The sequence below is a fragment of the Pelagovum sp. HNIBRBA483 genome, from assembly GCF_040931995.1.
Taxonomy (GTDB): domain Bacteria; phylum Pseudomonadota; class Alphaproteobacteria; order Rhodobacterales; family Rhodobacteraceae; genus JAEPMR01.
The window spans coordinates 2,689,841-2,716,217 of the sequence record NZ_CP162412.1 but is presented as its reverse complement, the minus strand read 5'-3'; the positions used below and the strand labels follow the sequence as shown (position 1 = coordinate 2,716,217).

The window sequence follows — 26,377 nt, the reverse complement described above, 5'->3', positions numbered from 1 at the left end:
AATTGATGTCTGTTCGGGGCATGAGTTGGGCGCGGAAGAAACAATTTGAGACTTTTTTGCCAGCTTGGAAACAATGAATGGGGCATTCCTGCCAAATTCGATAAGGTGCTGAAAAATATAGATTTTGCCACGTTTCTGTAGACAGTTCAGCAGAGGTTGTGGCGATTGTTTCCGGAAATCAGGCGAAAATCGGACGGGTGGCTGTCGCAATCCCGCCGCGATCAGAGCCGGATTGCCGCAATCAACCTGCCGTAATCCACCTCCTTGCGGTGGGTGGTGCGGCGATAGGAATAGAATCGCGCCGGATCGGAATAGGTGCAGTGGCGGGTCCACTCCGCATGGCCGACCCCTGCGGAACGGAGGCGGTAGAGGCCATAGGCAGGCAGATCGAACTGATATCTGCCGCCCTCGCCGTTAGCGAAGAAGCGGGCATTGTCGGGGTCGTCATCGAGAAAACGCTCGACAAATTCGGGGCCGACCTCATAGGCGCGTTGGCTGATCGTCGGGCCGATCACGGCGCAGATGTCCTCGCGGGTGGCGCCGAGTGCCTCCATCGAGGTGACGGTTTCTTCGAGCACGCCGTTCAGCGCGCCTTGCCAGCCCGCATGGGCCGCGCCGATGACGCCTGCTTCCGCATCGGCAAAGAGCACCGGCTGGCAATCGGCGGTCAGCACGCTGATCGCGAGGCCGGGGGTGGCGGTGACGATGGCGTCGGCCTCCGGCGGGGTGGGGTTCGCCTCGGTCACGGTATCGACGCGGCTGGAATGGACCTGCACCACGCCGCAGAGCCTGTCTGCGGCGACGTCGAGCGCTTGGGCGACGCGGCCACGGTTGATCGACACTGCTGCATGCTGGTCGGAACTGCCAAAACCGCAGTTCAGCCCCTCGAACACGCCCGAAGACGCGCCGCCACGACGGGTAAAGAACCCGTGTCGCAGGGGCGCGAGACAATCAGCTGTGAGGATTTCGAGTGTCATGGTTCGAGCCCGGGTGGTGGCAGCGTGTTGGCGGGATAGAGGCCCAGCACTTTGAATAGGTCGCCCATTTCGGCGGGGTGGGTCAAGCGTCTGTGTGCGGCGACGTGATTTGTGAGTGCATCCCCGCTGAGGCGCGTGGCGAGCGCTTGCGCGCGCTGGGTGATGCCGAGCCGTTCGAGGAACACGCCCTGCGTGGCGAGCCGCGTATGGGCGGCGGGGGCCGTGGCGTTGGCGATGGCCTCAAAGTCCACATGGGCGGTGAGATCGGCGCTGCCGGGATCGGTGAAGGGATCGACGGACTGGTGCTCTTTGAGCGCCTGAAGCGTGTCGCCCAACGAACGCCAGTCGCCATAGTCGATGATCAGCGCCGCGCCGCCGTGTTCCGCGATGCGGGAGGCGATATCGCCGACAATCGCGGGCAGGGCGGGGCATAGCTCGACGATATTGCCATCGCTGGTGTCCTCCAGCCGGTGCTGGAGAGCGGCGATCGGGGCGGGGGCGGTGAGGCCCAAGGTGAGCGCGGCTTTGTCGTTGAGGCCGACGACGCGCTCGCGCCAGCCGTCGCCTTCGCGCTGGAACTGGCGGATGGGCAGAGCATCGAAGAACTCGTTCGCCACGAGGAACAGAGGCATTTGCGGCAGGTCGTGGACCTGTGCATGCCATGTGGCGGCGGGGAGCGCTTCGGATTGCAGCGCTTCAAGGCGGGGCGAGGCTTCGACGAGGTGCAGCTCCAGCGCATCGTGGAAGCCCGGCACGGCGCGGGTGGCGCGGAGGATGTCGGCCATCAGCGTACCGCGACCTGGGCCAAGCTCGGCCAGCGCGAAGGGCGCGGGGCTGCCTTGGTCGATCCAGCATTGGGCGAGGCAGAGGCCGATCATCTCCCCGAACATCTGGCTGATCTCGGGGGCGGTGACGAAATCACCGGCACTGCCGAAGGGTTCGCGAGTTGCGTAATAGCCGTGATCGGGGTGGAGCAGTGCTTCGGCCATGTAATCGGCCAGCGTGATTGGGCCGGTGCGGGCGATCCGCGCGGCGAGGATATCGGTCAGCGTGTCGAGCGTTGCTTCAGTCATGGGCAGCTCGTGTGCGTGCGAGCAACCAAAGCCCGATCAGGATCATCGGCAGGGTGAGGAGCTGGCCCATCGTCAGGCCATAGCCGCCAATGTGCAGCGCGAGGCCGAGCGGGTTGCCCTCGGAGACAAATTGCGCGTCAGGCTGGCGGACGAATTCCACCGCGAAACGGGCAAGCCCGTAGCCGGTGAAGAAGGTCGCCGCCAGGCGCCAAGGGTGGTGCAGAACCTTGCGGCGGAACACCAGCCAGACCAGCAGACCGCCCAAGATCAGCCCTTCTAGTGCCGCCTCATAGAGCTGCGAGGGGTGGCGGGCGCAGAGCAGGAGCAGCTCTTCGCCGCAGTCTTGCGCGGCGGTGCCGGGGAAGATCACACCCCAAGGCAGATCGGTGGGGCGGCCCCACAGCTCGCCATTGATGAAATTGGCGATCCGCCCGAGGAGCAATGCCGGCGGCGAGGCCAGCGCGATGGAATCGGCCAGTGAGCCGAGCGCTATGCCTTCGCGGCGGGAAAAGATCAGGATTGCCAGCACCACGCCGAGAAAGCCGCCGTGGAAGGACATGCCGCCCTGCCAGATGGCCAGCACTTCGGCGGGATTGGCGAGGAAATAGGCAGGTTGGTAAAACAGCACATAGCCCAAGCGCCCGCCGCCGATGATCCCAAGGATGATCCATGTAAGAAGCGCTTCGAGTTGCGTTTCGCTCAGCGCTGGTGTGCCGCCCTTCCACAATGCGGGGCGGCGCAGCGCGGCGACAAGGATGCGCCAGCCGATGAGAATGCCGACCACATAGGCCATGGCGTACCAGCGCAGCGCGAAGTCACGCCCGAACAGCGTGAACGAAAAGATATCGGGGCCGATATCGGGGAAGGGAAGTGCAGCCAACATGCGACAAGTCCTGAGCAAGGCGCGGGGGGAAGTCAACCGCCATCGCGCCTTGCCCCGCGCGGTTATGATGCCCATATAGGGGGCAAGCGAAACGGAGGCTCACATGCAGACCCGCAACAAGATACTCGACGATATGTCGCAACTTTTCACCAATGCGATGGGCGTGGCGCAGGGCGCGCGTCAGGAAGCGGAGACGGCGATGTCGTCGATGTTTGACCGCTGGTTGGCGAGCCGCGATCTGGTCACGCGGGAGGAATTTGATGCGGTCCGCGCGATGGCGCAGAAGGCCCGCGAGGAAAACGCCGCACTGTTGGCGCGGATCGAGGCGCTGGAGGCCCGGCAGAAGGGCTGAGCGGCTTGGCCGTTTTTGGAGATTGATTAAACGGGCGGCGGGTGTACCTGCCGCCCGTTTGCTTTTGCCTAGCCTGTGAAGGAGGCGAGGTATTCGGTGAGCATCTGGCGCGCGGCTTCGAGGTCGCGCTTGTCGGCCATTTCGGTCACGGTGTGGATGTAGCGGGTGCCGACCACGATCCCCACGGCGCGAGCACCGGCAGCGGCTTGCTGGGCGGCGGCACCGTCCTGCCCGCCGGCACCGAGCATGGTGCGCTGGTAGGGGATATCCTTGGCGATGGCGAGTTGCTCGATCTCTGACACCAGCTTTTTGTCAGCGATGAAGGAGCTGTCGCGCACATGAAGGCCGAAGCCGTCGCCCTGTTTGGTGGTGCGGTCTTTCTCCGGCACGCCGGGGGTGTCGCAGGACAGTGTCACATCGATGCCAAGGCCGATGTCTGGCTTGATCGCGTAGGCGGCGGTGCGGGCGCCGCGCAGGCCGACCTCTTCCTGACAGGTGAAGGCAACGTGAATTTCAGCGCCGCGGCCCTTGTCGCCCAAGGCGCGGATCGCTTCGATGCCGAGCCAGCAGGCGATGCGGTTGTCGAGCGCCTTGGAGACGACCTTATCGCCCATTTCGAGGAACGGTTCTTCCATCACCACGAAATCACCGACCTTCACCAGATCGCGGGCTTTCTCCCCCAAGCCGAGATCGACGAAGAATTCGCCCAGCTCGGGCACTTTCTTGCGCTCTTCGGGGGAGGAGATGTGCACAGGTTTGCCGCCGGGGTTCATCACCCCGATATGATCGCCTTCGTCGGTGCAGACGCGGACACGGCGGGAGAAGAGATTGCGCGGGTCGAAGCCGCCGACCGGCTGGAGGTAGAGAAAACCCTCCTTGCTGATGTGGCTGACGAGGAAGCCGATCTCGTCCATGTGGCACAGGAGCATGATGCGGGGCGCGTCGGCGCTGGTTGCCTCGCGGCGGCACAGAAGTGAGCCCATCGCATCGGTCTTAACCTCGGTAAACATGCCTTCGATTTCGGCGGTGATGAGGTCGCGGACGCGGTCCTCGTGACCGGGGACGCCGGGGGTTTCGCAGAGCCTTTTGAGTAGATCGATATTCATGAAGTGCCTCCTTATTGGTGGCGAAGATGATGGGGCTTCGCGGAAGGTGCAAGGGGGGACGCGACGTGACGGTTGTGTGAAAAATGAAGTTATCCCCAAGAAATTGCTTTACAGAATGCCCCATTCAGGCCCACCATATATCGTAGGAACGGAGGGAACACCCACCGCTTCTAGAGCAGGCACCTAGCGCTTGGGGTGCTGCCATTTCCCCAGCGCTATAACGAATGAGGCCGAGCTATGGCATTGTCTGAGCAGTTCATCGACGCCGGTGAAATCCATCCGATCGACCTTGTGGAAACCATCGCCGAACATCACGAGTGGGAATTTGACCGCATTGCCGACGACCAGATCGCGATGGCGGTCGAAGGTCAGTGGCGCACATATGCGATTACGCTGGCATGGTCAGGCTATGACGAAACATTGCGGCTGATCTGCACCTTCGAGATGGAGCCGCCCAGCGAGCGTATGGCGGCGCTCTACGAGACTTTGAACGGCATTAATGATCAATGCTGGGCGGGTAATTTTACCTGGTGGGACGAACAGAAGATGATGGTCTTCCGCTACGGGCTGATGCTGGCCGGTGATCAGGTCGCCAGCCCAGAGCAGATCGACACGATGATCAATGCGGCGGTGATGAGCTGCGAGCGCTTCTATCCGGCGCTGCAACTGGTCACATGGGCCGACAGGACGCCGCAAGAGGCGTTACAGGTTGCTATCGCCGAGGCTTACGGGCGCGCGTAAACCGCGCCAGAGGGTTCGGCCAAAGGGATTGCATACGCGCGCGTTATCTCCCCGCGCGCGGCCCGCGCCACCCACTTGGCGACGCAGGCTCAGGCCGCGCTCTTGAACCTCCCACGGGCGCGGCCTAACACTTGGGCAACGCAAAGGGAGGTTCCCCATGAATATGGATGATGTGGCGCGCCGCGGGCTGGTTTTGCTGGGCTGTGGCAAGATGGGATCAGCGATGCTGGCGGGTTGGCTCAAAGGCGGGTTGCCTGCCGCGTCGGTCTGGATCATCGACCCGTTTCCGAGCGACTGGGTGAAGGCGCAGGGCTGCCATGTGAACGCGGATCTGCCTACCGATCCGGCGATTGCGCTGATCGCGGTCAAGCCGCAGATGATGGGCGAGGCGCTGCCCGCGATGCAGGCGCTGGGCAATGGCGGGACGCTGTTTGTCTCGGTCGCGGCTGGCACGCCGATTGCGCGGTTCGAGGAGGTGTTGGGCCAAGAAACGCCGGTGATCCGCGCGATGCCGAACACGCCTGCGGCGGTGGGCCGTGGGATCACGGCGATCATCGGCAATGCGCATGTTGATGAGGCTGCGCTGGCGCTCGCGGAGGAATTGCTTTCTGCCGTGGGGCAGGTCGTGCGGCTGGAGGCCGAGGCGCAGATGGATGCGGTGACGGGTGTGAGCGGCTCTGGCCCGGCTTATGTGTTCCACCTGATCGAAACGCTCGCGGCGGCGGGTGCGGCGCAAGGGCTGCCGCCGGAACTGGCGATGCAGCTTGCCAAGGCGACGGTCGCGGGGGCGGGTGCGCTGGCCGAGCAAGCGGAGGAAGACCCTGCGCAATTGCGGGTCAACGTCACCTCGCCCAACGGCACGACGCAGGCGGCGCTGGAGGTTCTGATGAATGAGGCTGACGGCTTCCCCGCGCTGTTGACGCGGGCGGTGGCGGCGGCGACGGAGCGGTCAAAGGAGCTGTCGCGTGGGTGAGATTACGTTCGATGATTTCCTGAAGGTGGATATCAGGGCGGGGCGGGTGATCCGCGCCGAGCCGTTCCCCGAAGCGCGCAAGCCCGCGATCAAGATGTGGATCGATTTCGGCCCCGAGATCGGGGAGAAAAAGACCTCCGCGCAGGTGACGGCGCATTACACGCCGGAAGCGCTGGTTGGCAAACAGGTGATGGCTGTGGTGAACTTTCCGCCGCGCCAAATCGGGCCATTTATGTCGGAGGTTTTGGTATTGGGCGTGGCGGATGCGGAGGGCGGGATCGTGTTGATCGGCCCTGACAAGGACGTGGCCGCAGGAGAGAGGATGCATTGATGAAAGTTCTGATCACCAGAGAGATCCCCGAGCGGATCGTCGAAGCGGCCAAGGCGCGGTTTGATGTGACCTTCCGCGACGAGCCGTGCGTGGGGCTGACCGAGGAAGAGGCCGCCGTTGCGTTGCGTGACTATGACGCGATCTTGTTGACGCTGGGCGATCAGTTCTCGGCGCGGGCCTTCGAGATGGCGGGCGATATCCGCTGTAAGGTGCTGGCGAATTTCGGGGTGGGGTATAACCACATTGATGCGGCGGCGGCAGCCGCAGCGGGCGTGGCAGTGACCAACACGCCGGATGTGCTGACCGATGCAACCGCCGATATCGGTATGACGCTGCTGCTCGCGACAGCGCGGCAGGCGGCGCTGGGGGACCGGCTGGTGCGTGGTGGCGGCTGGAAGGGCTGGGGCCCGACGCAGATGATGGGCACGCATGTCACCGGCAAGACGGTCGGCATCATCGGGATGGGCCGGATTGGGCAGGCGGTGGCGAAGCGCTGCCATTACGGGTTTGATATGCCGGTGATCTATTACAACCGTTCCGCCAAGGATGCTGGCCTCCCTGCGCGGCAGGTAGAGAGCTTGGCCACGGTGATGGCGCAGGCGGATTTCGTTGTCGTGACTGTGCCGGGAGGTGCGGAGACACGGCATCTGATCGATGCAGAGGCGCTGGCGGCGATGAAGCCGGAGGGCATCTTCATCAATATCGCGCGGGGCGATGTGGTGGATGAAGAGGCACTGATCGCGGCGCTGGCCGAGAAGCGCATCGGCGCGGCGGGCTTGGATGTTTATGCGCAGGAGCCGTTTGTGCCAGAGGCGTTGAGAGCGCTCGATAACGCGGTCCTGTTGCCGCATCTGGGATCGGCAACGCTGGAAACACGCGAGGCGATGGGTCAGATGGCGCTGGATAACATTATCGCCCATGCGGAAGGGCGCGACCTGCCGCAGCGGGTGGTTTAGGCGGAGTCGCCCGTGGCTTCACGCCAGTGGCGGCGGCAAAGGGAGACGTAGCGCTCGTTGCCGCCGATCGCGACCTGATCGCCATCTGTCAGCACGTTGCCCTCGGCATCCTTGCGGACGACCATGGTGGCCTTTTTGCCGCAGTGGCAGATGGTGCGGACCTCGCGCATTTCGTCGGCGAGGGCCAGCAGCGCGGCCGAGCCGGGGAACAGCTTGCCCTGAAAATCAACCCGAAGCCCGTAGCACATGATCGGGATCGACAGGTCATCCACCGCGCGGGCGAGTTGCCAGACCTGCTCGGGGGTGAGGAACTGCGCCTCATCCACGAAGGCGCAGGCGCAGGGGCCGTCCGCGAGGCGCTTTTCGAGCTTGGCAAAGAGGTCTTCGCCGGGGGCGAAGGTATCGGCCGACGCCCCGATGCCGATGCGGGAGGCGATGCGGCCTTCACCGGCGCGGTTGTCGAACTGGGCGGTCAGCAGATAGGTCTGCATGCCGCGCTCGATATAGTTATGCGAGGCTTGCAGCAGCACCGTCGATTTGCCGGCGTTCATCGTGGAGTAATTGAAGTAGAGCTTGGCCATGCCGCTGGTTAGCTTCAGGCGTGGAAATGGGCAAGTGGGATGAACGCTGGCGCGCGGTGGCGGATCGGGATGTTAACCGTTGCGCGGCAGGGTAGGCGCATGACGCAAGCCCCGAAACTGACCAAAGCGCAACGGCGTGAGCTGTGCTACGCAATCGATGCGCGGCGGATGATCGAATATGATCTGCATGACTTCCTGAAGCGGGAACGGGCGATGCCGCCTGCATGGGACGCGGTGTGGAAGGACAAGGACCGCCGCGACGCGAAGCGCACGCGGATCACCATATCGCTTGATGCGGATGTGGTGCGGTTTTTCAAGGCGATGGGGGACGGGTACCAGCCACGGATTAACCGTGTGCTGCGGGCCTATATGCATTACCGGCTGGCGGGGATCGTCGAGGGGCCGGATACGACGGATTACATCCTGCGGCCCGATAGCATGCCCCAAGTGCCGAAAGAGCGCGGGGAGTGGGGGGATTTCGAGCGGTTTCTGGGAGGGGAGAAGCGGGGGGAGTAGGTGCTGGTGGGGCCGCGCTTGCGACCGGTTTTTGACAGGAGGCCGAGTGGCAGACTGCGGGATGGCGATTGAACGAGACACCCTGCCCCACCAAGTCGCCAGCCCTGGGGGGCGGTCTGGCGATGGGCCGGCACCTGCGGTGCTGTTGGGCCCCGGGGAGTGGCATCACCAATTCACAAGCCTTGAACTGCCGCGCCAGTGCAGCGGCGGGGTTGATGGGGGGCTTGAATGTCAGTCTGTAAGTCACTAATTACTAGTCATTAATGATTAGGAGAGTGAAATGAATCCCACCTACACGTTTATGTCGCGTTCGACTGCAAAGCCGGGGCGGTTTGATGATTTGATCCGGATCACAAAAGCGCCGCCGGCGGCTATTGATAAGGCCGCGGACGGCGTGATCGCCTGGCAGGTCGCGGCTGATCGGGAGCAGAACTCGGTCGTTATCTGGGTCACGCTTGACCGCAAGGAGACGATGGATGCATATCTGAGTTCGCCTGAAGGACAGGCTGAACATGGTGATGCTGGCGAAATGGAACAAATCATCGAGACATTCGAGATGTTCAATTTGACACCTCAAGCCGGACGTCTGCCGGCATGAGCCTGACAAAGGCGCGTGAACTGGCTGTCTTGAGCCTGTTGAACACGCATTCTTTGCATGGCTACCAAGTTGCAGCGGCTTTCGAGAAATGGCCGCTGCACAGTTTGGGGCTGAAGCGCGCTGCGGTCTACAGCATCCTTGCGCGTTTCTCGGAGCGTGGGTGGATCACCGTCGAGGAGCAGGCGGGCGGCCAATTTCCTGACCGGCGTGTGAGCCATATCACCGATCAGGGGCGCGCAGCCATTCATCCGTTGGCAGCAGAAGCAGGCGGGCTTTCGCTATCGCCGTTGATGGCGCTGATGTTGCTGCATGACAGCGGCGTGGACGTCACCGAAATGTTTGAAGCCCAGTGCGCCATGCGGCGCAGGATCGTGGCAGAGCACCATGAAACCGACAAGGACCACGTCAATTCGGCGTCGAGCCAGTTGGCATATGCAACGACGATGGCCGAGATCGACTTCCTGTCACGGTTCTTGGAAGGTCATTCACAAGAATAGCGCGACGGCGCCAACCCACGGGCGGGCGCTGTCGCGGCTTTGAGCCTTACGAGCCTTGCAAGCTGCGGACGCGGATCTCGCCTTCGGCGCGGGCTTTCATGGCCAGCGCGGCGGCTTGGCTGGCGGCGGCGGTGGTGAAGTAGGGGATCTTGTCGTAGAGCGCCACGGAGCGGATATCGCGGCTGTCTTCGACGGCTTGTGCGCCCTCGGTCGAGTTGAACACCAGCTGCACTTCGCCATCCTTCAGGCAATCCACCACGGTGCGGCCGCCTTCGTAGACCTTGTTCACGATCTCGCAGGTGATGCCGTTTTCGGTCAGCCAGCCAGCGGTGCCGCGCGTGGCGACGATCTTCATGCCCAGTTCGCGGACGATACCTGCGGCTTCGAGCATATCGGTGCCTTTGTCGGCGTCCTTGATGGAGAAGAACACCGTGCCTTCGGTCGGCAGGTTGGTACCAGCGCCGAGCTGTGCTTTGAGGAAGGCGCGGGCGAAGTTACGAGCCCAGCCCATGACCTCGCCTGTGGAGCGCATTTCCGGCCCGAGGATCGTATCGACACCGGGGAAGCGGGCGAAGGGCATGACGGCCTCTTTCACCGAGAACCAAGGCGTATTGGGATCGGCCAGCGTGAACGGGTTGCCGAGCGGCAGCACGTCCATCGGGTCATCGGCCTCGGGGTAGGCGGGGCGCAGCGGGAAGTTGGAGAGCGGCTCACCAGCCATCAGGCGTGCCGCGATGGAGGCGATGGCGCTGTCGGTGGCCTTTGCCACGAAGGGCACGGTGCGCGAGGCGCGGGGGTTGACTTCGATCAGGTACACATCGCCGTCCTTCACCGCGAATTGCACGTTCATCAGGCCTTTGACCTCGAGCGCCAGCGCGAGGGCTTCGGTCTGGCGGCGGATTTCGGTGATGATGTCGGCGGGCAGGGAATGCGGCGGCAGGCAGCAGGCGCTATCGCCGGAGTGGACGCCGGCCTCTTCGATATGCTGCATGATGCCTGCAACATGGACGTTCTTGCCATCGCAGAGCGCGTCAACGTCAACCTCAACGGCGCCGGAGAGGTAGCTGTCAAGCAGCACGGGGCTATCACCGGAGACGACCACGGCCTCTTTGATGTAGCGCTTGAGGTGGTCCATATCGCGGACGATTTCCATCGCGCGGCCCCCCAAGACGTAGGACGGGCGGATCACCAGCGGGAAGCCGATGGAATCGGCGATATCGAGCGCCTGTTGGTCGGTCGAGGCGATGCCGTTATGCGGCTGCTTCAGGTTCAGGCGGTTGACGAGATCCTGGAAGCGCTCGCGGTCTTCTGCGAGGTCGATCGCGTCGGGCGAGGTGCCGAGGATCGGGATGCCAGCCGCATCGAGAGCGTTGGCGAGCTTGAGCGGGGTCTGGCCGCCGAACTGGACGATGACGCCGTGCAGCGTGCCGTTCTCTTGCTCGACGCGGAGGATTTCCATCACATGTTCGAAGGTGAGCGGCTCGAAATAGAGGCGGTCGGAGGTGTCATAGTCGGTCGACACGGTTTCAGGGTTACAGTTGACCATGATCGTCTCGTAGCCCTGATCGGTGAGCGCGAAACAGGCGTGACAGCAGCAATAATCGAACTCGATGCCCTGACCGATGCGGTTCGGGCCGCCACCGAGGATCACGACCTTCTTGCGGTCAGAGGGGCGGGCTTCGCATTCCACATCGCCCATCGCGGGGGCTTCGTAGGTGGAATACATATAGGGGGTTTGCGCTTCGAACTCGGCGGCGCAGGTGTCGATCCGCTTGAACACGGCGGTGACGCCGAGGTTCTGGCGGGCGCGGCGGACGTTGTCCTCGCTGCGGCCGGTGAGGGTGGCAAGGCGGGCATCGGTGAAGCCCAGCATTTTGAGTGCGCGCAGCTCGGCCTCGGTGACGGGGAGGCCGTTTTTGCGAATGTTGGCTTCGGCGTCGATGATCTCGCGGATGCGGGCGAGGAACCACGGATCAAAAGCAGTGACGGCGATGATTTCCTCATCGGTCAGGCCGTGGCGCATGGCTTGCGCGATGGTGCGCAGGCGGTCGGGGGTGGCGACGGAGAGCGCCTTGACGATGGCGGCTTTGTCCGGCGCGCCGGGGATCTCGACCTCGTCAAAGCCGGTGAGGCCGGTTTCCATCGAAGCGAGCGCCTTTTGCACCGACTCGTGGAAGGTGCGGCCGATGGACATCGCCTCGCCCACGGATTTCATTGCCGTGGTGAGGTAGGGCTCGGAGCCGGGGAACTTCTCGAAAGCGAAACGCGGGATCTTTGTGACAACGTAATCGATGGTCGGCTCGAAGGAGGCGGGCGTCACCTTGGTGATGTCGTTGTCCAGCTCATCGAGCGTGTAGCCGACGGCCAGCTTCGCGGCGATTTTGGCAATCGGGAAGCCGGTGGCCTTGGAGGCCAGAGCGGAGGAGCGGCTGACGCGGGGGTTCATCTCGATCACGACCATACGGCCATCGGCGGGGTTGATCGCCCATTGCACGTTGGAGCCGCCGGTTTCGACGCCGATCTCGCGCAGAACGGCAATCGAGCCGTTGCGCATGATCTGGTATTCTTTGTCGGTCAGGGTCAGGGCGGGGGCGACGGTGATCGAGTCGCCGGTATGCACGCCCATCGGATCGACGTTTTCGATGGAGCAGACGATGATGGCGTTATCCGCTTTGTCGCGGACGACTTCCATTTCGTATTCTTTCCAGCCCAAGAGCGATTCATCGACGAGGATCTGGCCGACGGGGGAGGCATCCATGCCGGAGCGGCAGTAGTGGATGTATTCCTCGCGGTTATAAGCAACGCCGCCGCCGGTGCCGCCTAGTGTGTAGGCAGGACGGATGATGGCGGGCAGGCCGATATCCTCGAGCGCGTCGAGCGCGAGGGCGATGCCTGCATCGAGATCATGGTTGCCGTTGGCCTTCTTCGGAGCGGTGACGATGGTGGCGCGGGGGTTTTCCAGCCCGATGCGGTCCATCGCTTCGCGGAAGAGTTTGCGGTCTTCGGCCATTTCGATGGCTTCGCGGTTGGCGCCGATGAGCTGGACGTTGAATTTCTCCAACACGCCCATATCGGCCAGCGCCAGAGAGGTGTTGAGGCCGGTCTGACCGCCCATTGTGGGCAGCAGCGCGTCGGGGCGCTCTTTCTCGATGATCTTGGCGACGACCTCGGGTGTGATCGGCTCGATATATGTCGCATCGGCAAGGCCCGGATCGGTCATGATCGTGGCGGGGTTCGAGTTCACCAGAATGACACGGTAGCCTTCTTCGCGCAGTGCCTTACAGGCTTGTGCGCCGGAGTAATCGAATTCGCAGGCTTGCCCGATGACAATGGGCCCCGCTCCGATGATCATGATCGACTGGATGTCGGTTCTCTTCGGCATGGCGCTGACCTCTAATGTTCGGGTTTGCGGCACCCACCGGTGCCCAAATTGTCGTGCGTTATAGGGATGGGAACGCGGGGCGCAAGAGGCCCTTAGCATAGAATCCGCAAAAAGAAGAGGCGATCAGGTTTTGCGGGCAGCGTACACGAAGAGGGCGAAGAGCCAAGCCATAGTGATCACCCCTGCATAGGGGTTGGTCATCAGGGTCAAAAAGAGGCCGTGAATCAACGGATTGTCGCTGAGCGAGCCGATGCTATGGATCAGGGTGACGAGATAGGTCACGAGCAGCGGGCTGAGCGCGAGGAGCAGGCGCCTTGGCGGGATTTTCTCGAACAGGAGCGGTGTGAAGGCGAGGAGCGGCAGATAATAGTAGGTCCAACTCAACGGGCTGAAAAAGGCAATGGCGGCGATTGTCAGTGGCCAGAGGAATCGCGCGTCGGCCTTGCCTTGCGCGATGCGCCAAGCGGGGAGAGCGACCGTTGCGAGCAACAGCCCGACCGAGGCGAGCCGCCACCAGAGGGGTTTTGGCAGGATTTGCCAGCCGATATCGACGCCGTTGGTGCTGCCTATTGTGTATTGCTCGATAGGAATCGCGCTGCTGCCAAAGGCGAGATTGCCAATCAGCGAGTCGAGGCCGTAGTTGAGCGGTGTCATCATCGCCGTGCGGCTGATCAGCAGGGTTTGTTGCAGGAAGCTGGCGTGGAGTGGCCATCCGGCCAGCAGCAGCGAGGCAAGGCCAAGGCCGCCACCGACCACGAGCGCCCAGCGGACAGAGCGCCAGCGCCCAGCGGCGGCCCAGAGCGCGATGAAGAGGATGGGGTAGAGTTTTAGCGCGGCGGCAAAAGCCAGTGCGGTGCCTGCCGCCAGTGGCCGGTTGGCGCGGTCCCGTTCGATGGCCAGCACGATCAGGAACGAGACGAGGATTTGTGGCTGGTTCTGGATCAGGGCGATGGTGCCGCCCACCGAGAAGAACAACACAATCAGGGCTGTGACCGCGGCAAGGAACCGCTGCTCCGCAGGCAGGTTCGTTAGGCGCAGAGCCAGCATCACCATGCCGAACATAAGCGCCGGATTGAGCAGCGAAGCGAGCCAAATCATCCCTTCAGGCGTGGTAAACGGCGTAATCCATGACAGGAGAACCACCCAAAACGGCGGGTAGATGAATGGGAACACCGCGCCCTCATAGCCACGCGCGGCGAGGAGTGGCCCCCAGTCGGACGGCGGATGCATGGTGAAAATATCGGTGTCGGGCGGGTAGATCTGATCCATCGCGCCAATCGCGTGAAAGTGCCCCGCCAGCCATGACGCCATCAGATCAGCAGAGGTCTTGGCGGCCAGCAACAAGACTGAATATGCGGTGAGGGCAACAAGCAGAAGAAGCAGGCGGCTGTCGCGCCGTCTCTGGCCTGTGATGTCTGCCATCTGCTGCTGCCTTCGCTTGCACTTTTAAGGCAGGTTACACGCAAGGCGCGTAAAGGCAACGTGGATGATGGCGGGGAAATCGGTGAAATGCCGGAATTCTTCTGTCGTTTCGCGATGAAGCGGCCTATTTCATCGCCATCAGTGACGGTGGGGTAAACCGATGAGGATTCGCTTCGATCAAGGACCGGGGATCAGGCCCGCCGCCCGCACGCGCGGCGCGGCGCCGGTTGTTTTTGATGCACCGTCACGGCTGATCGAGGCTTATGAACCCGCCGATGTGCCGGATGCTCTGACCGCGCTTGATGTTGCGCGGGCCGAAGGGAAGTGGCTTGCGGGATTTGCAAGTTATGAGCTGGGCTATGCGTTGGAGCCGAAGCTTGCAGACCGGATGCCGCAGGACCGCCGCCTGCCGCTGTTGCGGTTTGGGGTTTATGATGGCCCACGTTCCGCTCCGCCCGTTGCTGCGCCGGAACAGCCTGTTGCCTTGTTGGAGGCGACGCCGCGCTGGGATGCGGCCCGTTATGGGGCGACGTTCAATTGCGTGCGGGATTACATTGGCGCGGGCGATATCTATCAGGCCAATCTGACCTTTCCGATTGATCTGCGCCTCTCGGGCAGCGCGGCTGAGGTCTATGCTGCGTTGGCGACGCATCAGCCCGTTGGCCACGGCGCTTTGATCACCCAGCCGGATTTGCCGGACCTCCTATGCCGGTCGCCGGAGCTGTTCTTCTGTGTTGATGAGGGCGGGCAGATCGAAACCCGCCCGATGAAGGGCACGATGCCGCGCGGTGCGACCCCGCAAGAGGATGAGGCAAACCGCGCGTGGCTGCGCTTTGATGAGAAGAACCGCGCCGAGAACCTGATGATCGTCGATCTGCTGCGCAATGATCTGAGCCGCGTGGCGAAGGCGGGCAGCGTCGCGGTGCCGGCGCTCTTTCATGTAGAGAGCTACCGCACCGTTCATCAGATGATCAGCCGGATCACCGCGCAACTGCGCCCCGATGCGCAGCTCGCCGAGATTTTTGCGGCGCTCTATCCCTGTGGTTCGATCACTGGCGCGCCGAAGCTGCGCGCGATGGAGATTCTGCGCGATCTGGAGCCCTTCCCGCGCGAGGCTTATTGCGGCAGCATCGGCTGGGCGGCACCGGACGGGCGGGCGGATTTCAACGTTGCGATCCGGACATTGATGCTTGAGGACGACGGCCGTGGCGTGCTGAATGTGGGCGGGGGCGTCGTGTGGGACAGCACCGCGCAATCGGAATATGAGGAGGCGCTGTGGAAGAGCCGTTTCGTGCAAGCGTTCCTGACGGAACCCAGCTGATCGAAACCTTTGGCTGGCGTCCGGAGGGGGGCGCGCCACGCTGGCCGCGCCACCGCGCCCGCTTGCTGGCGGCTGCCGCGCGGCTTGGCTTCCCCGCGCCGGAAGCAAAGATTGATCGCGCGGTTGCGGCGATTGCGGGTGGGGGTGCGCTGCGCTGTCGCCTGACGCTGGATGCCCAAGGGCAAGTGGCGTTGACCACCGCGCCAGCGGGCGAATCTCCGCAACAATGGCGTGTTGGCTTGGCCGCGCAGCGGCTTGCCTCCGATGACCCGTGGTTGCAGGTGAAATCGACGCAAAGGCAGCTTTACGATCAGGTGCGGGCGGATTTGCCGGACGGGGTGGACGAGGTGTTGTTCCTCAATGAACGCGACGAGCTGTGCGAGGGCACGATCACCAACCTTTTTGTCGAGCGGGCTGACGGACAGCGGGTGACGCCGCCGCTTTACAGCGGTGTGCTGCCTGGCGTGCTGCGCGAGGCGCTGCTGCAAGATGGCTGGGAGGAAGCGCCGCTGTGTTGTGCGGATCTCGACGCCGCGCGGGCGATCTGGGTCGGCAACAGCCTGCGGGGATTGATCCCAGCGCAGTGGTGCCCGCCCCGCTAGGGGGCCGGAAACCAGTGGTGGTTTGGCGGCGGCTATCGAGAATCGAAAAAGCGGCAATTTCCCTCTTGTTTTCCCCGTGAGCGGAACATAGACACGCCGGCGGAGACGTGGCCGAGTGGTCGAAGGCGCTCCCCTGCTAAGGGAGTAGGCGGGAAACCGTCTCGTGGGTTCGAATCCCATCGTCTCCGCCATTACCCTCAATTGATTGCCGTAGATTTTGTGAGTGCGTGCCGCTCCTAGTTGCTAGACAAGCAATGATGGATCTATTCGCGGCGAGCGCGCATCCTGCGCTTGGCGATGCTTACAGCTTGCTGTGCTCGGCGATGAAGGGATTGGAGCGTTTGGCGCTGTTGCGGTATTGCGCGGGGGACATGTTGTTCGCTTTGGAGAACGCCTCATAGAAGGCCGAGAGCGAGGCAAAGCCGCTGTCGAGGGCGACGGTGGAAACCTTGAGGTTGGTCTCTGTCAGCAGCATGCGCGCATGGGACAGACGCGCGCGCATGAGTTGTTGCTTGATGCTGATACCCATCACCTGCCGGAACAGGTAGCCCGCGCGCGCGGCGGAGAGATTGGCCGCTTTCGCGATATCCTCGACATTGATCGGAATGGTGAAATTGTCAGCGATGAAGCGCAGCATGGACTCGACATGCATCATCGCGTGGGATGTGAGTTCCATTTCGAGAGGGGTGCTGCGGGCGGTCAGGAGGGTTGTCCAGCCTTCCAAAGCGAGGCGGCGCAGGCGGCCTTCGATTTCGGACATATGGAGGCGGCGCCATGCGGCTGACTTCTTGTTTCCCTCATCAAGCAGGCGGTCGAAGAGCATAACATCCATGTCGTCCACCTCAGCCGAGGAGATGACCGCGCCGGAAAGAACGGCGTCCACCAGTTCGGTTGGGAGACCCCAACGGACGAATTGCCCAAGCGAGAGGTAAATGTTGGTGATCTGGCCAACCCCGGTGACGTTTGTCACCCGATGCGGCGCTGCGCCCCAGAAGACAGTGATCCGGTTTCCCAATAGCCGCGCCGGAGCACCGGAAAACGAATAGGTCATTTCGCAGCCTTGTAGGAAATTCACTTCGACCGACGTGTGGTGATGGTAGGGCGTGTCGAAGAGAGCGGGCACATGCCGTTCGATGATAAAATCGTTGGTAGCCGGAACCCGTGTTTGATCCACCTGTTCGGAGAACGGGATAAGATCTGCTGCGTCTTGTGGTTTGCTGGGCATGATCGGTTACTCGATGCTGGGTCGTTCCATTCCATAAATGGTAGAATGAATTTCGCAATCGGTTTCCGGAAATCTTCAGGGGAAAACCGGAAGCTTGCCGTCACGAATCCCCTAGAAGGGTACCCAGTCATAAGTGAGGGCTTTCCATGACAATCGAAAAACGCCTGCTCAGGCGACTGATGGCGCCAGTCGGTATGATCGTGATGGAAAACGGCCATATTACTGAGGCTGGGCTGATCGATGTGGTCCTGCAAGACCCGAAAACCGAGTATAATCAGCGTCTCGTCGATGCTGCGTTCAATGTTTTAGCCGCTTAATCGCGGTGTCTGTTCTGCAAGAGGATTAATCATGCAAGCCAATCCAAAAATTACCTTCATTGGCGCCGGTTCGACGGTTTTCATGAAGAACATTATCGGTGATGTGTTGCAGCGGCCCGCGCTGGCGGGAGCGCATGTGGCGCTGATGGACATCAACGAACAGCGGCTGAAAGAGAGCGAGATCGTCTTTGAAAAGCTCGTTTCTTCGGTCGGTGCTCAGGCGACGCATTCGATTCATACCAATCAGCGCGAGGCGCTTGAGGGCGCTGATTTTGTGGTTGTGGCATTCCAGATCGGCGGGTTTGAGCCTTGCACTGTCACAGATTTCGAGGTGCCGAAGCAGTTTGGTTTGCGCCAGACGATTGCTGACACGCTCGGCATCGGTGGCATCATGCGGGGGCTGCGGACCGTGCCGCATTTGTGGTCGATCTGCAAGGACATGATGGACGTCTGCCCAGAGGCGCTGATGCTGCAATACGTCAACCCGATGGCGATCAACACATGGGCGATTGCCGCGAAATATCCCAAAATCAAGCAAGTGGGCCTGTGCCACTCGGTGCAGCACACGGCGGCGGAACTGGCAAGCGACCTGCAAATTCCGGTCGAGAAGATCCGCTACCTTTCGGCGGGGATCAATCACGTTGCCTATTTCCTCAAGTTCGAGGAGATCATGGAGGATGGCAGTTACCGCGACCTCTATCCCGCGCTGCACAAAGGCTATGCCGATGGCACCTATCCGCGGCCTGAATCAAGCTGGAACCCGCGCTGCCCTAACAAGGTTCGCTACGAGATGATGAAGCGTGTTGGCTATTTTGCCACTGAAAGCTCGGAGCATTTTGCCGAATATGTGCCGTGGTTTATCAAGCGCGACCGCCCCGACTTGATCGAACGGTTTGGCATTCCGCTGGACGAATATCCGAAGCGCTGTGTTGAACAGATTGCTGACTGGAAAACCAAGCTTCAGGAATATCGCGCGGCAGACAAGATCGAGGTGCCGAACTCGGTCGAAAATGCGTCCGAAATCATCAACTCGGTTTGGACCGGCACGCCGAGCGTGATCTACGGCAACATCGCCAACAAGGGCTATATTCCTGCACTGCCGGAAGGCTGCGCGGTGGAGGTGCCGATCCTTGTTGATCGTAACGGCATCCAGCCGACCCGCGTTGAAAACCTGCCGCCGCAGTTGGCAGCAATCATGCGGTCGAACATCAACGTGCAGGAGTTGGTCGTAGAGGCGCTCCTGACTGAGAACCGCGAGCATATCTATCATGCCGCGATGATGGACCCGCATACGGGCGCGGAGCTGGATCTCGACCAGATTTGGGAAATGGTCGACGAGCTGATCGTGAAGCATGGAGACTGGCTCCCTGGCTGGCTGTCCGGCGCGAAAAAGCTGAGGGTTGCGTAACCGAAGCAGGGCGTTCGGTTGCCGCGCGGGTGTTTGCTCGCCGAAGCGGTGTGATCTGACGCCGCCGCGCTGGCTTGTTGGTCAGTAATGACCTTCCTCGCGCATCAGCTTGTCGATCTTGGCTTGGGCATCGCGCAGTGCTTCCTTCGGGCGCTTGTTCCGCAGGAGCATTGTGTGGATTTCGTCCCCCAGAATCGTCACGATCCGGTTCAGCTCGGGCACTGCGGGGCGGGGCCACATTTGCAGCTTTCCCGACCGCGCCATGCGGTCAACGATCGGGATCGTTGGATGTTCATGCGCGACGGAAGGGTCATTGCAAACGCTGAAGCGCGAGCTGACCATGCTGCCGTTTTGAATGTAGAGCTTGGTTGCCTGCGGTGAACTGAGGCCCGAGATCGCACGGCGTACCTCGTCCAGCCGTGCATCGGGGAGGTTTACGGGCGCGCAGAGCATCCAGCCGCCGAGCGGCGCGATCCGCTGATCGGCGTGTTTGTTGGGGTGGAGCGTATAGCCGGTTTGCCGGTAGGCGGGCGATTGGTCGTCGCTTTCATAAAGCTGCGAGATTTGCGTGTAGCAATAGGCCATCGCAGCACGCCCTTCGGCATAGCACAGGGCGCGTTCATACCATGACATTTGCAGCACGGTATCGGGCGAGTATCGGCGCAGTTCCAGTAGGTATTCGGCTGCCTCAATTGCTTCGGGGCTGTTGAGCAGCGGGCGGTTTTGTTCGGGGAGGCGCGGACGGTTGGCGAAACCGCCGCCGCGGGGTGGGAGATCGAGCACGGGTTGGCCAAAGTCGGCCATCAACATCATGAATGTCGTGCCAACTGGCGTCCCGTGTGCGCCGTTCCAGCAGATACCGGCCATGTCAGGCTCGGTGTTGTGCAACTGCTGGGCGACGGACAGCATGTCATCGAGCGTTTCCGGCGGGGTTAGGTTCTGCGTCTCGAAGATGTCCTTTCGGTATATCAACAGCTCCGGCGTGGTTTGGACGGGTAGGCCAAACAGCTCGTTTCCGGCGACGGCGGTGGAGAGTGCTTCGGGGTGGAAGTCCTGAAGGTCAGGAAAGTCAGCGTCATCAAGCCGCCCGATGGGGCGCAAGACGCCACGTTCGATCATTTCGGGCATCCAGCAAAGATCACAGGTGACGATATCGTATTTGGAATGCTGTAGTTCCGTGTTGGACAGAATTTCCTGACGGAGCCGGTCAATGCTGAGGGCGCGGACGTTGATGTCCGTTCCAAAATGGACCTCGAACTGTTTGCGCACGCGTTGCATTGCCATGAAGGCGGGGTCGGCGTGGAGGAGAACCCGCAGATCACCCCTGAGCTTGAGCGTCTCGCCCATCACTTCGAGCGGGGAGATGACGGCATTCGACAGATAAGAAGCCCCAAAGAAGTAGTCTTGCCCGCTTGAGAGCCCGAAAACCGAGCCGACCAGCGATTTGATCCGGCGCGCATAGTCGAGCCATTGTTGCAGCATTTGGGCGCTGGGGTGCAGGGTGAATGTCTTGCCGGTTTTGGTGCGCTGGCGCTTTAGGATCAGGCCTTGATCGACCATTGTCTCGATTGTCCGATGCCCCGTGCCACGCGGCAGGCCGGACCTGTCGATCAGCGAAGAGGGCGTTTCGTAGCGGCCTTCGAAGTGCCCCTTGAGCAGGGGAAGCGCCACGCGAATCTCCCTGAGTCCGTTCTGAAGCCCCAGCGCTGTTTCGGTTTCTGAGACGTATTGCGCGAAGAAATCGACGAACCGCTGGAGTTCCAGTTCCGACATTTCTGTAGGGGGGCGATGTTTCATCTGGAGCTGGCTTTCGCGCTTTCATTCTTACCCCTTTATTCAACGGGGTCCGACAGCCTGTGGGAATACAGAAAAATTCCAAGATGGAATTTTATCTATTCCAGAGTGGACAGAATGCACCTGAGTCCGGTTGGCAGAGACGAGTTAACCTGATCCTCGAAACAAGATCACATGGGGAGATGGAGCGTGACGCGATTTGCTGTCCTTGGAACTGGCCGTATCGGGGAGATGCACGCCGAGATCATTTCGCAGCAGCCTGATGCGGAGGTGACATGGTGCTACGATGTGGATGCGGACCGTGCCGGTATCACCGCGGAGAAGGTCGGCGCCCGCGCTTCGACGGACGTGGACAGCATTCTGGCCGCTGATGACGTTGATGCGGTTCTGATCGCCTCGCCGACCAATACGCATGTCGAGCTGATCTTGAAATCTGCAGAAGCGGGCAAGCCGATCCTGTGCGAGAAGCCGATTGATGTTGATATCTCCAAGGTCGAGGATTGCCGCGAAAAGCTGCGCGCATTCGATGTGCCGTTGCAACTCGGCTTCAACCGCCGTTTCGACCCCAGCCACCGCGCCGTTGCCGAGGCCGTGGCGCGGGGGGAGATTGGCCCGCTTGAACTGCTGGTGATCACCAGCCGCGACCCTGGCCCGCCGCCGCCCCGCCCGATCCTAGAGGCGTGCGGAGGTTTGTTCAGGGATACGACGATCCACGATTTTGACATGGCGCGTTACGTTTTGGGCGAGGAGCCTGTCGAGGTTTATGCGATGGCGGCAAATCGGGTGGATCCGATCTTTGCTGAACTGAACGATGTCGATACCGCGATGATCGTGATGCGGGCGGAATCTGGCGCTCTGGTTCACATCAATAACTCGCGCCGCACGAATTATGGCTATGACCAGCGGGTCGAGGCTTTTGGCGGTGAGGGGATGGTGCGGTCGAACAACCTGCGCCCGACGGAGGTATCCCGTTACTCCGGCGCGGGCACCCAACGCCGCGATGAATTGCTGTATTTCTTCATCGAGCGCTATCGCGCCGCCTACGAGGGCGAAATCCGCGACTTCATAGAATCGTTAAGGGCTAAACGCGCCCCGAGCGTCAGTTTTGAGGACGGCCGCCGTGCGTTGCTCCTTTCAGAAGCGGCAATCACATCGTTCCGTGAAAACCGCCCCGTGACGGTGCGCTATGACTGAGGAGAGTGCTATGAATGTGTCGCGCAGCCCCTTCGGGCAGGCCGCTGATCATGCGGCATCGCAGAATGAACTGGCGCTGGACCACCAGTTCGACGGGAAGATCGCCGTTGTGACCGGCTCGACCCAAGGGCTTGGGCTTGCGGCGGTCGAGTTGATGCTCAAGCGAGGCCTGGCAGGTGCGGTGATTTGCGGACGCAACGCCGAGGCGGGAGCGGCGCAGGCCGCGCGCCTGAGCAGTGGCGCCCAGAAGGTGGTTTATCAGCAAGCCGATCTCCGCAAGCGGGCAGATTGCACGGCGGTGATTGACCGCGCGGTGAGCGAATTTGGCACGCTTGATATCTTGGTAAACTCGGCAGGCATCACCGACCGTGGCGGCATTCTCGATGGCGATGAAGACCTTTGGGACCGGACGTTTGAGATCAACGCCAAGGCGCCGTTTTTCCTGATTCAGCGGGCCGCGCAGATCATGATTGAACAGGGCAAGCCCGGCTCGATCGTGAATGTTGCCACCGTGACGGCGCATGGCGGCGTTCCGTTCCTGACGGTTTATGCCGCATCCAAAGCGGCGCTGGTCGCGACCACGAAGAATGCCGCATTTTCGCTGGCGCGGGATGGCATTCGCATCAATGCGCTGGCGATTGGCTGGATGGATACGCCGGCAGAGGATGCAACGCAGAAGAAATTCCACGATATGCCAGATGGCTGGCAAGAAACGGCAGGCAAGGCGCTACCCGCTGGACGCCTGCTGAAGATGCCTGAAGTGGCACGCTGGATCGCGCATCTGGCGGGGCCTGAGTCAGGGATCATGACGGGTTCTGTGATCGATTTCGATCATGGGGTGATCGGCTGCTACGAGGCGACCCCGCTTCCGAAGCCGAAAGAATGACGCCTCTGGGGAGGGGCGCCGGAACAAAAGACCAATCAAGGGAGACTGAAATGAAACTTACATCGAAAATGATGCTCGGAACGGCCCTCGCGGCGGGCCTCTCGGCAGTGGCAGGAGTGGCCCCTTTGGCCGCGCAGGAGGGCGCGAACGTGTTCTTCATGCTGCCAAACAGCACCACGATCCGCTTCGAGCGCCGTGATGCGCCGCTGTTTGTGGCGGCGATGGCCGAGCGGATGCCGGGTGCGTCCGTGACCGTACAAAACGGCGAAGGCGACCCGACGCGCCAGCAGCGCCTTGTTGAAGATGCGTTGGCCCAAGGCGCTGATCTGATCGTTTACACATCTTCGGATGCCAACCTTGCCGCTGGTGCGCTGAAGGCCGCTGAGGATGCAGGCGTTCCGGTTCTGCTGTATGAGCATGACGCGATTGGCGGCAAGGCCGAGGGCCATGTGCTGTTCAATGCGCGGGCTGTCGGACGTGCGCAGGGCGCGCGTGCTGCCGAGTTGATCGCAGGTATGGACGGTACAGTTCATATCGCCCGCGTGAAAGGTAATCAGGGCGAATATGGCACGACCCAATATGAGCTTGGACAAAACGAATACCTCGATCCGCTGATCGCTGAGGGCAAGGTCGAAATCGTTTGTGAAGACTTCACCCCGAACTGGGATCCGGTCAGAGCGCAGGCATTTGCCGAAGACTGCCTGACCCGTACCGGCGGTGGGGTCGATATGTTCCTCGGGATGAATGACGGTACGACGGGTGGATCGGTCGCCGCACTGATCAGCCAAGGCTACGAGAAGGGCGAGATCGTCGTTACCGGCGGTCAGGACGCCACGATCGAAGCACTGCAGTTCATTGCCCAAGGGTGGCAGGACAACACCGTGTTCAAGGATTTGCGCGTGATGGCCGAGGCAGCGGCAGATATGTCGGTTGCCATCCTGAATGGAGACCCGCTCCCCAGCGAGTGGATGAATGGCGAAGTGAACAACGAGTTCATGGATGTTCCAGCGGCGTTCCTCCCAGTGAACAACGTAACAATCGAGAACATCTCTGACGTTGTCGATGCTGGCATCTACACATGGGAAGAGGTTTGCAAGGGCGCAGAAGACTCCACAATCTGTGCTGATAACCTCTAATCTGCGGTGTGTCCTGCCCGGCCCCATGTTCCTCGGGGCCGGGCGTCTCCGCATCCACAGCGAGGGGAGCTGATATGGCCCTAGATCACTCGGCCCGAGAACCGATCCTCCAACTGGAGGGAATCTCCAAATCCTATGGAGGGGTAAAAGCCCTCACAGATGTTTCGCTTTCGCTCCATGCGGGCGAGGTTGTCGCGCTGGTAGGGGATAATGGCGCGGGCAAATCTACCCTCGTGAAGACTATGGCAGGTGTCGTGAAGCCGGACAGCGGGCGGTACACATTTGAAGGTAAGGCTGTTGCGATCAACGGGCCTGCTGATGCGTCGAATCTGGGTATTCAGACCGTCTATCAGGACTTGTCGCTGTGCAATAACCTCGACGCGGTGCAGAACCTGTTCTTGGGTAAAGAAGATGCAAGCCCGTGGTGGCGCGGTGGCCGTATCCGACGCGCCGAATGTGAAGTGCGCGCCCGTCAGGTGCTCCGCAAGTTGCGCCTCGACAGTATCGCGCTTGATCGCAATGTGGGGGCCATGTCTGGAGGGCAGCGCCAGAATATTGCCATCGCGCGTTCGATTTTGTGGGAGCCGAAGGTTGTGCTGCTTGATGAGCCAACCGCTGCGCTGAGCCATTCGGCCGCCGAACAGGTTGGCGTGTTGATCAGGGAATTGGCTGCGCAGGGCTTGGCGGTGCTCGTGATTTCGCACGATATTCATCACTTTGTAATCGATGTGACAGACCGCATCGAAGTGCTGCGACTTGGCCGGAACGCCGCGAGCTTCGCCTCCAAAGACGTCACTGGCGAGCGTGTTGTGAACGCCATGGTCGGTGGCGAAGAAGGCATCAATTCCGCGGGCTGACCCGCATGACCCCATATCCCCCAAGAGAGGACCGAAGAATGAAGAGCGCGGATCAAGGGCTGGAGACAGCGTTCAAGGCGACAGCGAAGCGGAGCCTTGCGGATCGGTTGGCCAATGAATTGCGGTTTGTACCAGTGGCGGTTGGCCTGCTGGCGCTGTTCATCTTCTTTGCCACGCAAAGCGATGTTTTCCTGACCAGCCGCAACCTCAATAACCTCATGATCCAGAGCACGGTGACGGGCATCATTGCGCTTGGCTTGGTGTTCGTCCTTCTGTCGGGTGAAATTGACCTGTCAGTCGCGGGAACAAGCGGCGTTGCCAGTGTCTTCATGGCGAAGATGGTTGTCGATTTTGGCGCGCCGGTACCCGTGGCGGTGCTGGCGGGCGTGTTGTGTGGCGTATTGATCGGCGCGGCCTCGGGGCGGTGGATCACTCTGATCGGTGTGCCGTCTTTCGTGGTGACGCTGGGCGTGGGCCTTGTACTGAATGGCATCCAGCTCATGCTCTTGCCGCGTACGGGGCGCTATAACCTGCTCAATACCGGCGTGGACGATATCGCATCAACGACGATCAGCGGCGCCGGCGCATGGGTCATCTTTGCCATTGCTGTTTGCGCCGTCGGCTGGGTGCGGTGGAGCAGTTACCGCACGCGCAAAGCGCAGCGCTTGCCTGCTTCGTTTGGGCAGATGGTGCTGCTGCCCGTGGGAATCATCGGCGGTGCGTTGCTGGTGTTGGTACTGGTGCTTTCGTCCCTCAAGGGCTTGCCAATGCCGATTATCCTGTTCCTCGGCTTGCTCGGGGCCTGCGCCTACCTGACCGGAGAAACACGTTTTGGCCTCTATCTCTATGCGATCGGGAACAGTGCCGAAGCCGCGCGCCGTGCGGGCATCAATGTGAACCGGATCAAGATCGCGGCGTTTGCGATTGCGGGTGGCCTTGCGGCCTTTGCCGGTATCCTTGCGGCGTCGCGAATCCTCGGCGTTTCGGTATCGTCTGGCGGTGGCATCGGTGGCGGTGCGCTGCTTTTGGAAAGCATCGCCGCGGCGGTGATTGGCGGGGTCAGCCTCTTTGGCGGGCGGGGCCGGATCGTCGGTGTGCTTTTTGGCGCGATGATTATTTCGACCGTTTCCAACGGCCTGAACCTGATGGGCGTTGCCAATGAGGCGCGGCTCATTGTGACGGGGCTGTTGCTGGTGCTGGCCGTGTCGATTGACCGCGGCATCGAGAAAATCGCAGGGCCGGGGTGAGC

26 protein-coding genes and 1 tRNA gene are annotated in these 26,377 nt (G+C 61.6%); 18 read left to right on the top strand and 9 right to left on the bottom strand.

Annotation, left to right across the window (positions count from 1 at the left end; all coding sequences use genetic code 11):
* Positions 1–221 precede the first annotated feature (221 nt).
* The 3 genes from pgeF to lgt are packed head-to-tail and all read right to left on the bottom strand — an operon-like array spanning position 222 to position 2,933.
* Positions 222–977 (bottom strand): peptidoglycan editing factor PgeF, encoded by a 756-nt coding sequence (pgeF, locus tag AB1E42_RS13280; protein WP_368344713.1) that lies wholly within the window; start codon positions 975–977, stop codon positions 222–224.
* Positions 974–2,050: a class I SAM-dependent methyltransferase gene (locus tag AB1E42_RS13275; protein ID WP_368344712.1), complete on the bottom strand. Its 1,077-nt coding sequence runs from the start codon at positions 2,048–2,050 to the stop codon at positions 974–976. Before AB1E42_RS13275 ends, pgeF begins: the two co-directional genes overlap by 4 nt.
* Positions 2,043–2,933, bottom strand: coding sequence for a prolipoprotein diacylglyceryl transferase (gene lgt, locus AB1E42_RS13270; RefSeq protein ID WP_368344711.1), 891 nt, complete (start codon positions 2,931–2,933; stop codon positions 2,043–2,045). Before lgt ends, AB1E42_RS13275 begins: the two co-directional genes overlap by 8 nt.
* A gap of 103 nt (positions 2,934–3,036) precedes the next feature.
* Between lgt and AB1E42_RS13265 the strand changes: the two genes are divergently transcribed.
* Positions 3,037–3,285 (top strand): accessory factor UbiK family protein, encoded by a 249-nt coding sequence (locus AB1E42_RS13265; RefSeq protein WP_368344710.1) that lies wholly within the window; start codon positions 3,037–3,039, stop codon positions 3,283–3,285.
* A gap of 68 nt (positions 3,286–3,353) precedes the next feature.
* Here AB1E42_RS13265 and AB1E42_RS13260 read toward each other — a convergent pair whose 3' ends face one another.
* On the bottom strand, positions 3,354–4,391 hold the full coding sequence (locus AB1E42_RS13260; protein WP_368344709.1) for a M42 family metallopeptidase: 1,038 nt from the start codon (positions 4,389–4,391) through the stop codon (positions 3,354–3,356).
* Positions 4,392–4,628: 237 nt separating this feature from the next.
* Between AB1E42_RS13260 and AB1E42_RS13255 the strand changes: the two genes are divergently transcribed.
* The 4 genes from AB1E42_RS13255 to AB1E42_RS13240 all read left to right on the top strand — a co-directional run bounded on the left by AB1E42_RS13255 (position 4,629) and on the right by AB1E42_RS13240 (position 7,392).
* A complete protein-coding gene (locus AB1E42_RS13255; protein WP_368344708.1) occupies positions 4,629–5,132 on the top strand; it encodes a YbjN domain-containing protein in 504 nt (167 codons plus the stop codon).
* Positions 5,133–5,289: 157 nt separating this feature from the next.
* Positions 5,290–6,105, top strand: a complete 816-nt coding sequence (gene proC / locus AB1E42_RS13250; RefSeq protein WP_368344707.1) for a pyrroline-5-carboxylate reductase — start codon at positions 5,290–5,292, stop codon at positions 6,103–6,105.
* Positions 6,098–6,436, top strand: a complete 339-nt coding sequence (locus tag AB1E42_RS13245; protein ID WP_368344706.1) for a tRNA-binding protein — start codon at positions 6,098–6,100, stop codon at positions 6,434–6,436. Before proC ends, AB1E42_RS13245 begins: the two co-directional genes overlap by 8 nt.
* Positions 6,436–7,392, top strand: a complete 957-nt coding sequence (locus AB1E42_RS13240) for a 2-hydroxyacid dehydrogenase (RefSeq protein ID WP_368344705.1) — start codon at positions 6,436–6,438, stop codon at positions 7,390–7,392. Before AB1E42_RS13245 ends, AB1E42_RS13240 begins: the two co-directional genes overlap by 1 nt.
* Here the strand turns inward: AB1E42_RS13240 and AB1E42_RS13235 are convergent.
* A complete protein-coding gene (locus tag AB1E42_RS13235) occupies positions 7,389–7,973 on the bottom strand; it encodes a thymidine kinase (protein ID WP_368344704.1) in 585 nt (194 codons plus the stop codon). The two genes, AB1E42_RS13240 and AB1E42_RS13235, sit on opposite strands and share 4 nt — an antisense overlap.
* Positions 7,974–8,072: 99 nt before the next feature.
* On the opposite strand from AB1E42_RS13235, the gene AB1E42_RS13230 reads away from it, so the two are divergent.
* The 3 genes from AB1E42_RS13230 to AB1E42_RS13220 all read left to right on the top strand — a co-directional run bounded on the left by AB1E42_RS13230 (position 8,073) and on the right by AB1E42_RS13220 (position 9,584).
* Positions 8,073–8,489: a BrnA antitoxin family protein gene (locus tag AB1E42_RS13230; protein ID WP_368344703.1), complete on the top strand. Its 417-nt coding sequence runs from the start codon at positions 8,073–8,075 to the stop codon at positions 8,487–8,489.
* Between the two features lie 280 nt (positions 8,490–8,769).
* A complete protein-coding gene (locus tag AB1E42_RS13225) occupies positions 8,770–9,087 on the top strand; it encodes a hypothetical protein (RefSeq protein WP_368344702.1) in 318 nt (105 codons plus the stop codon).
* Positions 9,084–9,584 carry a PadR family transcriptional regulator gene (locus AB1E42_RS13220; protein WP_368344701.1) on the top strand — a complete coding sequence of 167 codons (501 nt, stop codon included), beginning with the start codon at positions 9,084–9,086 and terminating at the stop codon, positions 9,582–9,584. Before AB1E42_RS13225 ends, AB1E42_RS13220 begins: the two co-directional genes overlap by 4 nt.
* A 46-nt stretch (positions 9,585–9,630) precedes the next feature.
* On the opposite strand, the gene carB is transcribed toward AB1E42_RS13220, so the two are convergent.
* Together carB and AB1E42_RS13210 are read right to left on the bottom strand one after the other, a co-directional pair.
* Entirely contained in the window at positions 9,631–12,966 is a 3,336-nt protein-coding gene (gene carB / locus AB1E42_RS13215) for a carbamoyl-phosphate synthase large subunit (RefSeq protein WP_368344700.1), read from the bottom strand.
* Positions 12,967–13,089: 123 nt separating this feature from the next.
* Positions 13,090–14,388, bottom strand: coding sequence for a glycosyltransferase 87 family protein (locus tag AB1E42_RS13210; protein ID WP_368344699.1), 1,299 nt, complete (start codon positions 14,386–14,388; stop codon positions 13,090–13,092).
* Between the two features lie 160 nt (positions 14,389–14,548).
* On the opposite strand from AB1E42_RS13210, the gene AB1E42_RS13205 reads away from it, so the two are divergent.
* The 3 genes from AB1E42_RS13205 (at position 14,549) to AB1E42_RS13195 (ending at position 16,502) form a co-directional block, all read left to right on the top strand.
* The gene (locus AB1E42_RS13205; RefSeq protein ID WP_368344698.1) at positions 14,549–15,709 is read left to right on the top strand and encodes an aminodeoxychorismate synthase component I; all 1,161 of its coding nucleotides are present in this window, start codon (positions 14,549–14,551) and stop codon (positions 15,707–15,709) included.
* Positions 15,664–16,311: an aminotransferase class IV family protein gene (locus tag AB1E42_RS13200; protein ID WP_368344697.1), complete on the top strand. Its 648-nt coding sequence runs from the start codon at positions 15,664–15,666 to the stop codon at positions 16,309–16,311. Before AB1E42_RS13205 ends, AB1E42_RS13200 begins: the two co-directional genes overlap by 46 nt.
* A gap of 101 nt (positions 16,312–16,412) precedes the next feature.
* Positions 16,413–16,502, top strand: a tRNA-Ser gene (locus tag AB1E42_RS13195).
* Positions 16,503–16,612: 110 nt separating this feature from the next.
* Here AB1E42_RS13195 and AB1E42_RS13190 read toward each other — a convergent pair.
* On the bottom strand, positions 16,613–17,536 hold the full coding sequence (locus AB1E42_RS13190; protein ID WP_368344696.1) for a helix-turn-helix domain-containing protein: 924 nt from the start codon (positions 17,534–17,536) through the stop codon (positions 16,613–16,615).
* Positions 17,537–17,682: 146 nt separating this feature from the next.
* Between AB1E42_RS13190 and AB1E42_RS13185 the strand changes: the two genes are divergently transcribed.
* Both AB1E42_RS13185 and AB1E42_RS13180 read left to right on the top strand, forming a co-directional pair.
* Positions 17,683–17,853 (top strand): hypothetical protein, encoded by a 171-nt coding sequence (locus AB1E42_RS13185; RefSeq protein WP_368344695.1) that lies wholly within the window; start codon positions 17,683–17,685, stop codon positions 17,851–17,853.
* A gap of 31 nt (positions 17,854–17,884) precedes the next feature.
* The gene (locus AB1E42_RS13180) at positions 17,885–19,261 is read left to right on the top strand and encodes an alpha-glucosidase/alpha-galactosidase (RefSeq protein ID WP_368344694.1); all 1,377 of its coding nucleotides are present in this window, start codon (positions 17,885–17,887) and stop codon (positions 19,259–19,261) included.
* Positions 19,262–19,342: 81 nt separating this feature from the next.
* Here the strand turns inward: AB1E42_RS13180 and AB1E42_RS13175 are convergent, their stop codons facing one another.
* Positions 19,343–21,058 carry an ABC transporter substrate-binding protein gene (locus AB1E42_RS13175; protein ID WP_368344693.1) on the bottom strand — a complete coding sequence of 572 codons (1,716 nt, stop codon included), beginning with the start codon at positions 21,056–21,058 and terminating at the stop codon, positions 19,343–19,345.
* Between the two features lie 186 nt (positions 21,059–21,244).
* Here AB1E42_RS13175 and iolG point away from each other — a divergent pair, with 186 nt between their 5' ends.
* The 5 genes from iolG to AB1E42_RS13150 all read left to right on the top strand — a co-directional run bounded on the left by iolG (position 21,245) and on the right by AB1E42_RS13150 (position 26,375).
* Positions 21,245–22,249, top strand: coding sequence for an inositol 2-dehydrogenase (gene iolG / locus AB1E42_RS13170; RefSeq protein ID WP_368344692.1), 1,005 nt, complete (start codon positions 21,245–21,247; stop codon positions 22,247–22,249).
* A 10-nt stretch (positions 22,250–22,259) separates the two neighbouring features.
* Entirely contained in the window at positions 22,260–23,135 is an 876-nt protein-coding gene (locus tag AB1E42_RS13165) for an SDR family oxidoreductase (RefSeq protein WP_368344691.1), read from the top strand.
* Positions 23,136–23,185: 50 nt separating this feature from the next.
* Positions 23,186–24,271, top strand: coding sequence for a sugar ABC transporter substrate-binding protein (locus AB1E42_RS13160; protein WP_368344690.1), 1,086 nt, complete (start codon positions 23,186–23,188; stop codon positions 24,269–24,271).
* 74 nt (positions 24,272–24,345) lie between these two features.
* Positions 24,346–25,128, top strand: coding sequence for an ATP-binding cassette domain-containing protein (locus tag AB1E42_RS13155; RefSeq protein ID WP_368344689.1), 783 nt, complete (start codon positions 24,346–24,348; stop codon positions 25,126–25,128).
* Positions 25,129–25,166: 38 nt separating this feature from the next.
* The gene (locus tag AB1E42_RS13150; protein ID WP_368344688.1) at positions 25,167–26,375 is read left to right on the top strand and encodes a sugar ABC transporter permease; all 1,209 of its coding nucleotides are present in this window, start codon (positions 25,167–25,169) and stop codon (positions 26,373–26,375) included.
* Positions 26,376–26,377 lie beyond the last annotated feature (2 nt).

Excerpts from the sequence above, each read along its gene's own strand:
- AB1E42_RS13185 (WP_368344695.1), top strand. The coding sequence starts at position 17,683 with ATGACAATCGAAAAACGCCTGCTCAGGCGACTGATGGCGCCAGTCGGT.
- AB1E42_RS13175 (WP_368344693.1), bottom strand. The coding sequence starts at position 21,058 with ATGAAACATCGCCCCCCTACAGAAATGTCGGAACTGGAACTCCAGCGG.
- carB (WP_368344700.1), bottom strand. The coding sequence starts at position 12,966 with ATGCCGAAGAGAACCGACATCCAGTCGATCATGATCATCGGAGCGGGG.
- proC (WP_368344707.1), top strand. The coding sequence starts at position 5,290 with ATGAATATGGATGATGTGGCGCGCCGCGGGCTGGTTTTGCTGGGCTGT.
- AB1E42_RS13160 (WP_368344690.1), top strand. The coding sequence starts at position 23,186 with ATGAAACTTACATCGAAAATGATGCTCGGAACGGCCCTCGCGGCGGGC.
- AB1E42_RS13150 (WP_368344688.1), top strand. The coding sequence starts at position 25,167 with ATGAAGAGCGCGGATCAAGGGCTGGAGACAGCGTTCAAGGCGACAGCG.
- AB1E42_RS13235 (WP_368344704.1), bottom strand. The coding sequence starts at position 7,973 with ATGGCCAAGCTCTACTTCAATTACTCCACGATGAACGCCGGCAAATCG.
- lgt (WP_368344711.1), bottom strand. The coding sequence starts at position 2,933 with ATGTTGGCTGCACTTCCCTTCCCCGATATCGGCCCCGATATCTTTTCG.
- AB1E42_RS13180 (WP_368344694.1), top strand. The coding sequence starts at position 17,885 with ATGCAAGCCAATCCAAAAATTACCTTCATTGGCGCCGGTTCGACGGTT.
- AB1E42_RS13260 (WP_368344709.1), bottom strand. The coding sequence starts at position 4,391 with ATGAATATCGATCTACTCAAAAGGCTCTGCGAAACCCCCGGCGTCCCC.
- AB1E42_RS13165 (WP_368344691.1), top strand. The coding sequence starts at position 22,260 with ATGAATGTGTCGCGCAGCCCCTTCGGGCAGGCCGCTGATCATGCGGCA.
- AB1E42_RS13190 (WP_368344696.1), bottom strand. The coding sequence starts at position 17,536 with ATGCCCAGCAAACCACAAGACGCAGCAGATCTTATCCCGTTCTCCGAA.
- AB1E42_RS13205 (WP_368344698.1), top strand. The coding sequence starts at position 14,549 with ATGAGGATTCGCTTCGATCAAGGACCGGGGATCAGGCCCGCCGCCCGC.
- AB1E42_RS13155 (WP_368344689.1), top strand. The coding sequence starts at position 24,346 with ATGGCCCTAGATCACTCGGCCCGAGAACCGATCCTCCAACTGGAGGGA.
- AB1E42_RS13230 (WP_368344703.1), top strand. The coding sequence starts at position 8,073 with ATGACGCAAGCCCCGAAACTGACCAAAGCGCAACGGCGTGAGCTGTGC.
- AB1E42_RS13220 (WP_368344701.1), top strand. The coding sequence starts at position 9,084 with ATGAGCCTGACAAAGGCGCGTGAACTGGCTGTCTTGAGCCTGTTGAAC.
- AB1E42_RS13210 (WP_368344699.1), bottom strand. The coding sequence starts at position 14,388 with ATGGCAGACATCACAGGCCAGAGACGGCGCGACAGCCGCCTGCTTCTT.
- AB1E42_RS13265 (WP_368344710.1), top strand. The coding sequence starts at position 3,037 with ATGCAGACCCGCAACAAGATACTCGACGATATGTCGCAACTTTTCACC.
- AB1E42_RS13240 (WP_368344705.1), top strand. The coding sequence starts at position 6,436 with ATGAAAGTTCTGATCACCAGAGAGATCCCCGAGCGGATCGTCGAAGCG.
- AB1E42_RS13275 (WP_368344712.1), bottom strand. The coding sequence starts at position 2,050 with ATGACTGAAGCAACGCTCGACACGCTGACCGATATCCTCGCCGCGCGG.
- AB1E42_RS13255 (WP_368344708.1), top strand. The coding sequence starts at position 4,629 with ATGGCATTGTCTGAGCAGTTCATCGACGCCGGTGAAATCCATCCGATC.
- pgeF (WP_368344713.1), bottom strand. The coding sequence starts at position 977 with ATGACACTCGAAATCCTCACAGCTGATTGTCTCGCGCCCCTGCGACAC.
- AB1E42_RS13225 (WP_368344702.1), top strand. The coding sequence starts at position 8,770 with ATGAATCCCACCTACACGTTTATGTCGCGTTCGACTGCAAAGCCGGGG.